We start from the raw sequence: 12,733 nt of genomic DNA, 5'->3' as shown, positions 1-12,733 counted from the left end.
TATAAGGATAAAAATAGGACGAAACGCGTCAGAATGCCCCTACGACTCCTCATTTAGATATTGGCGGGGTGTTTTTCCGAACTCTGACTGAAAACATTTGGAGAAATAAGAGTGATTGGAAAAACCTACCATATACATCACTTCAGCAATGGTGAATTTTTTTTGTTGCAGCAACATCGCCGCCTTTTTCATCCGGATGGATTTGATATATTCCACCGGAGACATTCCTGTCAGTTGTTTAATCTTCCGGTAAATCTGTTTGTTGCTGAAGCCGGACAGTTCGCACAAGGCATTAACGTTCAGGTCTGCATCGGAGAGATGGTCTTCAATCAGACGGATAATATTCGACAGGAATTTCTCATCCTGTGATTCTGCCTCGATAGGTTTGAGTACAGGCAATGTTTCCAGTGATTTCTTCGTCTGGCTAGCCGGCATTTCTTCCTCTTCGATGGCAGTGACAGGAATGCTCAGTCCTACACTTGTCCCTTGATTCTCTTCGGAAGTGACTCCGTTGATATGTCCACCATGCAGTTCCGTATACGTTTTCACCAGATAAAGCCCGATACCCGTACCCGCCTTATGTCCCGAACGGGGAGACTGGTAAAAACGCTGAAAGATATATGGAATATCCTGCTGCGGAATTCCGGTTCCGGTATCCGATACGCAGATATCCAGTTGCCCGGTCTCCTGCGAATAGAAAAGGGAAAGCCGCACACTTCCGCCATCCGGGGTAAACTTCACGGCGTTTGAAAGTAAGTTGTCCAGTATCACCCCCAGTTTGATGGCATCCATATCCGCGTAAATCTTGGCTTTGTTCGCTTCGAAATGAAAAGTGAGACGGGGATTTTCCTCATAAACGGAGAACAGGCTGCGGCTGAAAGATACCAGCTCGATGCGTGACAGAATAAGCAGTGAATCTGCATTATCCTCTATCCGGTTGAAGTTAAGCACTTGATGAATCAATGAATTTATCTTCATAGCATTGCGCTGTACCTCTTCCAGTGTCTGCTTTTCGTGTGCGGCTTCTGTGGCAGGCAATAATTGGCTGACAGGAGCGATTATCCGGCTGAGAGGTGTCTTCAACTCGTTGGACAGATTGGTAAAGAATGCCATTTTCTGACGTGATTGTTCTAAAATCTTTTCCTTCTCCAAGCGCTCCATCTTCAACCGGTTTTTAACCCGGAAAAAGTTGATAGTCCAGGCAATAAGGCTCAGAAGTAAAAGACCATAGAGCATTTTCGCCCAAAGCGTATAATACCACGGTGGCAGAATCTTTATATCCAATATGTAAGGATGTTCGGAAGGATTTCCGTTCTTTTCCACTTTGCTGATAAATAGCTGATAATCCCCATAACTCAAGTTGCTGTAAGTAATACGGTTCGTATTGGATTTCAGAAAGTTCCATTCCTTATCCATACCTTCCAGGCGGTAAACGAACTTATTCTTTTCTTCGAGGGAATAGGGGAGATCGGACAATTCGAAAGCCAGATTATTCTGGTCGTATTTCAATTCGATGGCATTGGTATAGCGGATATTGGGAATATCCGTAGTACGCGGATTCATCAACTGGTTGTTGATGTACAGAGCCGTCAGAAAGATAGGATGCTCAGGATGATTCAAACCTTGTATCTCTGGGCGGGATATGGCAAAACCGTCAGCGCCGCCCAAATAGATATTCCCGTCTTTCGAATCAAACAGCAAACTGGTGAATCGCTTGTCCGTCATATTCTGCTGACGTGCATCCATCGTTTGCCGGTCGATAATCCAAAGCCCGTTCGTGGTGGAAACCCAAATGTGCTCTTTCACCGATGTCATGGACAGAATTTCGTTATTATTGAAACTTCCGAAAGAAATGCTTTGGTGACTGGAATCTTTGGGATTAATGCGCATCACTCCCCCGTGAAACCCTACCCACAGCATACCGTCTGCGTCACATAGCAGATAATTCGGACTCTTTTCACCACTCAACTCGTCGGCAAAAAGCTTGGTGACCTGCTGTGTGTGCGGGTTGATTCTGTCCAATCCTTTACTGTTATATAGCAATACCCATACATTCCCTTCTTTATCAGGCATAATCTGATTGATAAACATACCCGATAATCCGTTGTGAATAGAGTAATTTTGTTCGGCTACATATTGTTCGCTGTTAGATTGCATTAATTTATGCTTGTCTACTACAAAGATTCCGCCTAAACAGGTGGCAATCCATAGATGTCCGGAATCATCTTCGAAGAGGTAATAAGCCCAGTTTGTATTGTAAGTCCCTGTGCTGTCAATAATATTATAGTGTACAAACTGCTGTGTGGCATAGTCATAACGGTTAATGCTGCCATCCGTAGCTATCCATAATTGCTGTTCTTTATCTTCGTAAATGTGACGGACGCGATTGTGGGACAAAGGATACGTTTTATCTCCCATCCTGTACCAGGCGGCTTCATGCCTGCTCCCGGTGGGATGAATAAAACGGAGCAGCCCGTTCGTACCGCCAAACCAGTAAAATCCCTTTGAATCCCGGAACAATGAGTAGAATTGATTCCCGTCTCCCGTGCCCGTAATCCGGGAAATAGGAACGAATTGCAGGGCGCTGTTATAGCGTGACAAGGAAATTCCATAGTCAGTTCCCAGCCAAATATTATGTTCCTGATCGGAAAAAATATTCCAGACAATATTGTTTGTCAATGACTGGATATTGCGTGAATCATGGATGATGTGCTGTAAAGGCTCTTTATTATTCTGATATACATAAAGCCCGTTATCCGTACCTGCCAATAAATTCCCGTCACCGTCCAATGCCAGTGATTTGATGGAGTTGTTATGGAAAACTTCTATCGCATTCATCTTTCCCGTCGCAGGAATGTATTGGAAGAGATAACCTTCCATGCCGATCCAAATGCACTGCCGGGTGGTATCTTCCAGTAAGGAGTTGACAAACAAATTGCTTATCCCCCGGTTGACAGGCAGGAATATGCTTTCAAACTTTCCACTTTCCGGCAGGTAACGGCATAAACCATTATAAGTACCCACATAAATCTGATTCTCTTTCGTATGGATGATGGAATAGATTGTATTATGGGACAAACCACTATGCTTGCCGTCAAAATGGGTCAGTTTGCGGTCTTTTAGTTGATATGTATAGAGCCCGTTCAATGAACCTATCCATAACGTATCCCCCTGAATGACCATCGTGCGAACATCGGTGGGAAAATCCGTCTCCGGCTGTTCGTATTTGTCCGTACGGTAGTTGTAAACAAGTATTCCGTTATCCGTTCCCAGGTACAGATGCGTATTGTCTGCGATAATACCACAGTAAATACGTGTGTTATTACGTTCGCCGTACGTGAAATGCTGTTGGGTGGAATAACCGTCATAACTGAATAACCCTTTGTTTGAACCGATCCATATCAGTCCCTCGCTATCTTGCAGAAAACAACTGATAACCGAAGCCTCGGCGCCAAGATAAATATTATCGAATTGCTGATAATTCACTTTTTGTCCATATGCACCACAATGGATACAGCCTATGAGAATGAGTAAAAGAATTGCTCTAATTCGTCGGTACATGGTATCAGGTTTGCAGGATTTATTCCGCAAATGTAGGAAAAATGTCGGTTACACTTGTAAATATCCCGCTCTTTTTGTTCCTTTGTTACCTATTTATAAACAGAAAACTTACGTATGAGAAAACTAATTTATTTGCTTTTGTTACCATTGGCAGTGGCTGTGACTGCCTGTGGCGGTAAAAAAGGAACTTCAAATAATGAATCGATGTTGGCGACGATGGACAGTGTGGATGCTCATGGGCTGCAACGTATGCAGACTTCCAAAAGCGAAACGGACTTCAAGTTTAAAGGAAAAGACTATCATTCCATGGTTTCGCGTACGCCGGACGAAAGCCTGCCCCATGTCACCAATGAAATGGGGGATACCTATGTCGACAATAAAATCGTGTTGCGACTGACACGTGGCAACGAAAAGGTATTTGATAAGACATTCACCAAGAATGATTTTTCATCCGTAGTAGATGCCAAGTTCCTGTCGAATTCCGTCCTGGAAGGAATCGTATATGATAAGACCACTCCGCAGGGAATAGTGTATGCCGCAAGCGTATGTTATCCGCAGACAGACCTGTATATGCCGCTTTCCATCATCATCACTGCTGATGGAAAGATGAGCATCCAAAAAGTCGATATGCTCGAAGAAGAATATGATGACGAACCGTCCAATTAAGCCTGTGAGTGGCTATTAACGGTAGAATTACACAAATGTGAAAACATTTGAGACAAAAGAAAGGCAGCCGAAGAGGTTGCCTTTCGTATTTTTGCACCGTCAACAAACTTAATACCAAATAGAATGAAGAAAAACATTTTAGCTATCTGTGTGGTAGCGGCAGGATGTACGGCAATGACCGCCCAGACCAAAAATACACAAACACTGGTTCCGCTTACCGAACGTGTAAACGTACAGGGAGATTCGGCACGCGTCGATCAGATAATAGACGGTTGTTGGGTTGCAGTCGGTTCTAAAAAACCGCATGCCATTCAACGTGACTTCACCCGTATGTTCAACGGAAAGCCTTCTTATCGTTTTGAACTGAAAGAAGATGATAACACGTTGTCCGGATATGCCAAAGGAGAAACAAAAGGACGTGCGGAATTTTCCTATTGCTATGCAACTTCCGCTGATTTCAAAGGCGAGCCTGCCGATACCTACAAGAAGGCACAGATTATGAAAACCGTATATCACCATGGTAAAGGAGCTTGCCCGCAAGGTTCTTCCCGATATTATGAGTTTTCGGTATATATCCCTTCTACATTGGGCAGTGATGTTTCGACAATTTTCGCCCAATGGCATGGAATGCCTGACCGCACTTTGGTACAGACACCGCAGGGGGAAGTGAAGACACTGACTGTTGACGAATTCATGGAACTGGAAAAGACTACTATCTTCAAGAAAAACGCAGGACACGAGAAAAAAGCCAAGCTGGACAAGCAAGGTAATCCGGTGAAAGACAAACAGGGCAATCCTGTGTACGTAGCCGGTAAAGCCAACGGATGGTTGGTTGAACAGGGCGGATACCCGCCACTGGCATTCGGATTTTCCGGCGGCTGGTTCTATATCAAAGCCAACTCCGACCGTAAATGGTTGACAGACAAAGATGACCGTTGCAACGCAAATGTAGAGAAAGCGCAAATTATGAAACCTGTGACATCTGAATATAAGGCATCCACCATTGCTTACAAAATGCCTTTCGCTGACTTCCCGAAAGATTGCTGGATTACATTCCGCATCCATATCGACTGGACGGTCTATGGAAAAGAAGCCGAAACAATCGTGAAGCCGGGTATGCTCGATGTGCAGATGGACTATCAGGACAAAGGAAAAAAGGTTAGTAAACATATCGTGGACAATGAGAAAATCCTGATTGGACGTAACGACAAAGACGGCTACTATTTCAAATTCGGTATTTACCGTGTAGGTAATAGCACGAAGCCGGTATGTTACAATCTGGCAAATTATTCGGAAAGGTAAATTAGTTAAAAAGGTAAAGAGAGGGTAATATCCGGATGTTCTTCAGTGGGCATCCGGATTTTTTATTTATGTGAATCTGGTAATATTAAAAAATGTCAATAATCATATGCCGTTTGGCATATACGTTCCAGTTATGCAAAAAGATTCGTTCTTTTGCCGCCTGCCAATATGGTATATGTATAAAATAATTAGTGATGTAAATGATGAGTAAAAATGGATTTAGCCGGTGTGGAGAGCTCTACATCGGTCGTTTGCGAGAGGAGGGGCGCCATTCCACGGCGCATGTTTACAAGAATGCCCTTTTTTCTTTCAGCAAGTTTTGCGGCATATCCGATGTGTCGTTCAGGCAAGTCACCCGTGAGCGTTTACGACGCTACGGGCAGTATCTTAACGAATGTGGTCTGAAGCCCAATACGATTTCTACGTATATGCGTATGCTTCGTAGTATTTACAATCGGGGAGTGGAAGCGGGGAATGCTTCTTATGTGCCGCGATTGTTCAGTGATGTTTATACGGGTGTGGATGTCCGTCAGAAAAAAGCCTTGCCTGCTGCCGAACTTCACAAGCTCTTGTATGAAGACCCGAAGTCGGAGCGTTTGCGCCGTACACAATCTATTGCCGCCTTGATGTTTCTGTTTTGCGGAATGTCATTCGCTGATTTGGCTCATCTGGAGAAATCGGCTTTGGAAAGCAATGTTCTGCGTTATAACCGTGTCAAGACCAAGACTCCCATGAGTGTGGAAGTGTTGGACAGCGCAAGGGAAATGATTGAGCAACTACGGAACAAGCAGGACTCTCTGCCCGATTGTCCGGATTATCTGTTTGATATTCTCCGTGGTGACAAGAGACGGAAAGATGAGCGTGCTTACCGGGAATACCAGTCCGCTCTCCGTCGGTTTAATAATAGCCTGAAAGATTTGGCAAGGGCATTGCGTCTGAAATCTCCGGTTTCTTCCTACACGTTCCGTCATTCTTGGGCCACTACTGCCAAATACCGGGGAGTTTCAATTGAAATGATTAGTGAATCATTGGGGCACAAATCTATAAAAACCACACAAATCTATTTGAAAGGCTTCGGGCTTAAAGAACGTACGGAAGTAAATAAAGGGAATTTATCTTACGTAAGAAACTACTGTGTAGGTCGGTGATTTTAGTGTAATGTGTTAATAATCAGTAAGAGTAATCGCCCGTTACTTCTTAGGTAACGGATTTAAATTCGGGACAAAGATAGACAAAAACATAGATAGCACACAAATATTTCTTCACTTTTTTTAGTTTTATCTGAAACAAAGCGCAAAAAACTATCCGAACATGAAATAATAGATTTTTCATGCTCTAACTTTTTATTGCCTAAAATCAAGAACTTCCTCGTTGATTATTAGGCAATTTCCTTTTTTGTGCCCTGTCTATGTGTATAATTTCCCTTTTCATTGTTGTGTGTGCTCAGTCCGTTACCTAAGAAGTAACGGACAAATATGGGGTAAAAAAACATGATTTTAACAAAGAGAAAATCAGTAATTGCTGGGCCTAGTAATGGGACAGGGGAAGGCGTAGCACACTCTAAACGCTGGTATGTAGCTTTGGTTCGCATGCATCACGAAAAGAAGGTTGCAGAGCGTTTGGATAGAATGGGGATTGAGAATTTTGTTCCTGTCCAACAAGAAATTCATCAATGGAGTGACCGCCGTAAGATGGTCGAGTCAGTCCTGCTCCCAATGATGGTTTTTGTTCATGTTGATCCGAAAGAGCGCATGGAAGTTTTGAGCTTTTCTACAGTGAGCCGCTATATGGTGATGCGTGGTGAGAGTACACCGGCGGTGATTCCTGATGATCAGATGGCTCGTTTCCGTTTTATGCTTGATTATTCCGAAGAAGCAATCTGTATGAACAGTTCTCCTTTGGCACGTGGTGAAAAAGTCCGTGTTGTCAAAGGCCCTTTGACCGGACTTGTCGGTGAGTTGGTCAATGTTGACGGTAAAAGTAAGATTGCCGTTCGCTTGAATATGCTTGGTTGTGCTTGTGTTGATATGCCTATTGGTTATGTAGAGGCAATCAGCGCGAAAAACTAATTCCCCTCTCTTTAATTTTATCTTCAATTTGTGATGAATATGAAAAGCTGTAAAGTTTCTTTTCTTTTTATGCTGTTGGCATGTGTTTTGGGTGGGATGACTTCTTGTGTGTCATCCAAAAAAATGCTTTATCTGCAAGGCGCTGATAAGTTGCATGAGAATCCACAGAAAATAGAAAGTAATTATGAATTGCGTATCAAACCGGATGATCAGCTTCTGATTACGATTAATAGTAAGGCTCCTGAGTTATTGACTCCTTTCGCGAACAGTCAGGTATTAGGCTCAAGTTCATCTACGAATATACAGGAGGCAACAGGTCTTTTAGTCAGCCAGAGTGGTAAAATAGAAATTCCTGTTTTGGGCGAGATGCAGGCGGCCGGGTTGACACGCCAGGAATTGGCGGATGCGATTAAAAACAAACTTATTGAAGGTGAGTATATCAAGGATCCTACCGTATCAGTACGCTTTAAAGGTGCAAAGATAGTGGTGCTCGGTGAAGTGGGCATTCCCGGAGTAAAAGACTTGCCCGGTGAACGTGTTACCATACTCGAAGCTATCGGCTTGGCAGGTGATTTACCGCCGACAGCCCATCGGGAGAATATTCTGGTTATCCGGGAGGAAAATGGTGAACGTAAGAGTTATAGCGTCAATCTTACTTCCGGAGAAGATATCCTGAACTCACCGGTTTTTTATCTTCAGCAGAATGATGTGGTCTATGTGGAACCCAATAAGGCTATAAATGTGAAAGGAAGTTCCGCACTTACCTACCTGTCTGCCGGTAGTAGTATTATTGGCGTATTAGCTTCTATATTATCATTAGTATTTATTCTTACGAAATAATAAGATGGAATATACACAGGAAAATAATGAGAAAACAGTCAAGGAAAGCGGATTCAATATTAATTTGCGTGATATTGTAGAATTGATCATTGCTAATTGGTACTGGTTTGCTCTTTCAGTGTTTATTTGTGTAAGTGCGGCTTATCTATATACCCGTACCTTAGTCCCTGTTTACCAACGTCAGGCTGTAATGCTGGTAAAGACGGGAGGAAAGAATGCGAATTCCGACATCTCAGCTATGTTGGAGTTGCAAGGCGGGATTACCGGTAGTGGCGTTGAAAATGAAATGTTCATACTCCGTTCCCATCAACTGGTACGAGAGGTTGTCAATCGGCTGCATTTGGATGTGTCATATGAGAAAGAAGGCTTTTTCCGTAATACATCTTTATATGCGGAATCTCCGGTTGAAGTGAATTTCATAGATCCGTATCATGATTATTATTGTACGAAGGTTACTCCGTTGGACGTAAAGAATTACACCATTTCAGATAAAAGATATGCTTATGGGGATACTGTTCAGACAGAAGCGGGAAGAATAGTTGTGAATTTGAAACCGGAAAATTTAAGTGCTTATATAGGTAAGCCTGTTTCAGTGACACGAATAAGCCCCGAAACGGCGGCAGCTATATATAAAGGTGGTATCTCGACTTCACTTGCAGGCAAAGGTACTACTATGGTGCAGATTACTTGCACCGGAGATAATGTATCTCGTGCCGATGCAATTTTGAATGCCTTGATTAATGTTTATAATGAAACCATCATCGAAGACAAGAACCGTATAGCGGTAAACACCGCCAAGTTTATAGATGAACGTATTGCGGTAATCGGTAAAGAATTGGGCGATGTAGAAGAAGAACTGACAGACTTCAAGCAGCGTAACCGGATTGTAGGCTCGGAAGGAAACGGGACGCAATTTCTTGCGGAAAGCAGCCGCATGAAGACAGAAAACCTTCAAATGGAAACGGAATTATCCATTGCCCAATCCATTAAAAGCTATTTATTGGATGTTACCCGAAACAATCAGTTAATACCTAATGTATCCGGTGTCGGAGACGCAAGCGTACAAAGCCAGATAACTGCATACAACGAACTGATGCTTCAGCGTAACCATCTGTTGGCTGAATCCGGTGCAAAGAATCCCGTTGTACAGACTGCAGATAAGAACCTGGCAGAGATGCGTACGGTAATTTCCGGTTCCATGGATAACTATATCAAGAACCTTCGTCTGCGACTGGAAAAGACTCGTGCGGTAGAACGTCAGATTAACTCTGAAATCCAAGCTGTTCCGAAGCAGGAGAAGATGGCATTAAGCATTATCCGTCAGCAATCCATCAAAGAAGCGTTATATACTTTCCTGTTAAACAAACGTGAAGAAAACGCACTGCAACTGGCAGTAACGGAAGCAAATATCCGTGTGGTGGAGTCACCGTTCGGCTTCAATGCACCTATCGCGCCTCATTCTACAACTTTTCTGCTGGCAGCTATTGTAGTAGGACTGGCTATCCCGTTGGGAGTCCAAATACTAATCATGTTATGGAATACGTCCGTCCGCGGTAGAAAGGATATTGAAGATTATACAACAATTCCACTTTTAGGTGAGATCCCTTCCCGCAAAGAAGATATGGCAGACGATGCCATTGTGGTAGACGATAAGAAGAATGACCTCATTTCCGAATCGTTTCGTCTGCTTCGTGCCAATATAAACTTTGTGGCGAAAGATGCGCGTGTTCTTATGTTCACTTCCACTATGCCGGGAGAAGGAAAGTCGTTCGTATCCCGCAATCTGGCAGTGGCAATCGCAATTGCCGGGAAAAAAGTGGTATTGGTTGATACTGATATGCGTAAGAGAACGCAAAGTAAATTGGCGGGAATTAAACATAAAGACGGGCTGAGCACATACCTGTCTGGACAACATAATGATGTTGGCAGCATCTTGGATAAAGGACTGATTCATCCGTCTGTCGACTCTCTGTTTGTTGGTCCTATTCCGCCTAATCCTTCCGAACTATTGATGAGTGACCGGTTGGAGAAATTAATAGAGGAACTGAAGAAATGCTATGACTATATCATATTGGATAATGTTCCGGCGCAAGTCGTGGCAGATGCCGCCATTGTGAATCGTGTAGCGGAACTGACTTTATATGTCATTCGTGATGGACAACTTGACCGACGCTATCTTCCGGAATTGGAACGACTGCACAAGGAAGGTAAGTTTAATCACTTGTGTATTGTATTGAACGACAGCCATATTGAAAAGAAAAAATATGGGTACGGTTACGGATATGGTTATGGCTACGGGTATGGTTATAAATATGGGGAATATAAATAATAGAGATGAAACAAAATTTGGAAAAATTTATCCGGTATATAAGCAGGACTTATTTTAGTTACTGGATAATATGGGGAATTGACTTAGTCATTTCGGTGACTTCCACCTGTTTCACTTATTGGTGGATACATTATCTTACGGGTACATTACTGAATGGTTGGGGAATGATTCAGGTCGGAGTTCTAGCGGCAGTTGCTACTACGATAGCTTCCTATCTGTTTCACACATACCGTAACACGGTTCGTTATTCTCAACTGCGTTGCTTATGGCCGCTCATCTGTAGTTCATTATTTAAGATGGCATGTATGGCAATTGCTGTCTTTACATTCTTGACTTCTGTCGGCTTATCGGCCAATCAGAAACTTCTGTTTATCCTGTTTGACGGAATGTTGACTATCATTGCATTCGCTACATCTCGAATGGTAATGGTTATCATCTACGAGGCCTTGATAGATATGATGAACAAGGAGAATATGCGTATCTTGATTTATGGAACGGACGATAAGAGCGTAGCCTTAAAGACTCGTTTGCTGCATAGCTCTCATTATAAAGTAGTAGGTTTTTATTGTTATGGCACTATCTATAAGCATCGTCGTCTGGCAGAATTGCCTATCTATTATTTTACGAACGAGCAGACTTTCCAGCAATTAGTCCATAAACGCCATATTCAAGGTATCCTGTTTGCTCACAATGAGTCAACCCGTGCGGAAGAGACCCGTTTGCTTCAATACTGCAAGGATAACCATATAAAGACACTCATTGCTCCTTCTATCAGTGAGGCTGATGAAGACGGGAATTTTCATCAATGGGTACGTCCGGTAAAGATTGAAGACTTGTTGGGACGCCCTGAGATTAATATCAATATGGGTGAAGTCGCTGATGAATTCAGTGGGAAGGTGGTCATGGTTACAGGAGCTGCCGGTAGTATCGGTAGTGAACTTTGTCGTCAACTGGCGCAGATGAATATCAGTAAACTGGTTATGTTCGATTCAGCCGAGACTCCTTTGCATAACATTCGTCTTGAATGCGAGCGGAAGTACCCTAACCTTGATTTTGTTCCGGTGATAGGAGATGTCCGTGTGATAGACCGTCTGCGTATGGTATTTGAAATTTATCATCCTCAAATCATATTTCATGCAGCAGCCTATAAGCATGTTCCGCTGATGGAAGAAAATCCTTGTGAAGCTGTCTTAGTGAATGTCACAGGTAGCCGCCAGGTAGCTGATATGGCAGTGAAGTATGGTGCGGAGAAGATGGTAATGGTTTCCACGGACAAGGCTGTCAATCCTACCAATGTGATGGGATGCTCCAAACGGTTGGCGGAAATCTATGTGCAGAGTTTGAGTTATGCCATTAAAGAAGGTAAGATAGAGGGTAAGACCAAATTTATCACCACCCGTTTCGGCAACGTCCTAGGCAGTAATGGTTCGGTGATTCCCCGTTTCAAGGAACAAATAGAAAATGGCGGTCCCGTCACCGTGACACATCCTGATATCATACGCTATTTCATGACTATCCCCGAGGCGTGTCGCTTGGTGATGGAGGCCGCTACTATGGGAGAAGGAAATGAAATCTTTGTATTCGAGATGGGTAAACCGGTGAAGATTGTGGACTTGGCTACCCGTATGATAGAACTGGCGGGATATAAGCCGGGAGCGGATATTAAGATTCAATTTATGGGTCTTCGTCCGGGAGAGAAATTGTATGAGGAAGTGTTGAGTAACGAAGAGAATACGATTCCTACTCATCATAAGAAGATAAAGATAGCTAAGGTTCGGAGATATGAGTATGAGGATATTGTAGGAACATACGATGAATTTGAGAAACTCTCCCGTTCAGTGAAAATTTGGGATACGGTGAAGTTGATGAAACGGACGGTGCCGGAGTTTAAGTCGAAGAATTCGAGGTTTGAGGAGTTGGATACCAATTCTTTATGAGAACATCTATATTCCCCAAAGAGGGTTAA

At 43.2% G+C, this 12,733-nt stretch carries 8 protein-coding genes; 7 read left to right on the top strand and 1 reads right to left on the bottom strand.

What is annotated here, in order from left to right:
- Positions 1-39: 39 nt before the first annotated feature.
- Positions 40-3,561, bottom strand: a complete 3,522-nt coding sequence (locus AB5443_RS02915) for a two-component regulator propeller domain-containing protein (protein WP_368113208.1) — start codon at positions 3,559-3,561, stop codon at positions 40-42.
- Positions 3,562-3,675: 114 nt separating this feature from the next.
- On the opposite strand from AB5443_RS02915, the gene AB5443_RS02910 reads away from it, so the two are divergent.
- From AB5443_RS02910 to AB5443_RS02880, 7 genes are all read left to right on the top strand, one after another.
- A complete protein-coding gene (locus AB5443_RS02910; RefSeq protein ID WP_368113207.1) occupies positions 3,676-4,227 on the top strand; it encodes a DUF4738 domain-containing protein in 552 nt (183 codons plus the stop codon).
- Between the two features lie 123 nt (positions 4,228-4,350).
- Entirely contained in the window at positions 4,351-5,529 is a 1,179-nt protein-coding gene (locus tag AB5443_RS02905) for a heparin lyase I family protein (RefSeq protein ID WP_368113206.1), read from the top strand.
- A 200-nt stretch (positions 5,530-5,729) separates the two neighbouring features.
- A complete protein-coding gene (locus AB5443_RS02900; protein ID WP_368113205.1) occupies positions 5,730-6,677 on the top strand; it encodes a tyrosine-type DNA invertase cluster 3b in 948 nt (315 codons plus the stop codon).
- A 342-nt stretch (positions 6,678-7,019) separates the two neighbouring features.
- On the top strand, positions 7,020-7,598 hold the full coding sequence (locus AB5443_RS02895; RefSeq protein WP_279187417.1) for a UpxY family transcription antiterminator: 579 nt from the start codon (positions 7,020-7,022) through the stop codon (positions 7,596-7,598).
- 39 nt (positions 7,599-7,637) lie between these two features.
- A complete protein-coding gene (locus tag AB5443_RS02890; protein ID WP_175629952.1) occupies positions 7,638-8,438 on the top strand; it encodes a polysaccharide biosynthesis/export family protein in 801 nt (266 codons plus the stop codon).
- Positions 8,439-8,442: 4 nt separating this feature from the next.
- Positions 8,443-10,767, top strand: a complete 2,325-nt coding sequence (locus AB5443_RS02885) for a GumC family protein (protein ID WP_368113204.1) — start codon at positions 8,443-8,445, stop codon at positions 10,765-10,767.
- A gap of 5 nt (positions 10,768-10,772) precedes the next feature.
- Positions 10,773-12,704, top strand: a complete 1,932-nt coding sequence (locus AB5443_RS02880; RefSeq protein WP_368113203.1) for a polysaccharide biosynthesis protein — start codon at positions 10,773-10,775, stop codon at positions 12,702-12,704.
- Positions 12,705-12,733: the final 29 nt, after the last annotated feature.

The sequence above is a fragment of the Bacteroides sp. RTP21281st1_H5_RTP21281_210402 genome (assembly GCF_040918965.1).
Taxonomy (GTDB): domain Bacteria; phylum Bacteroidota; class Bacteroidia; order Bacteroidales; family Bacteroidaceae; genus Bacteroides; species Bacteroides congonensis.
Note: the sequence above shows the minus strand (reverse complement) of the source record. Positions and strands in the feature narration are given on the sequence as shown.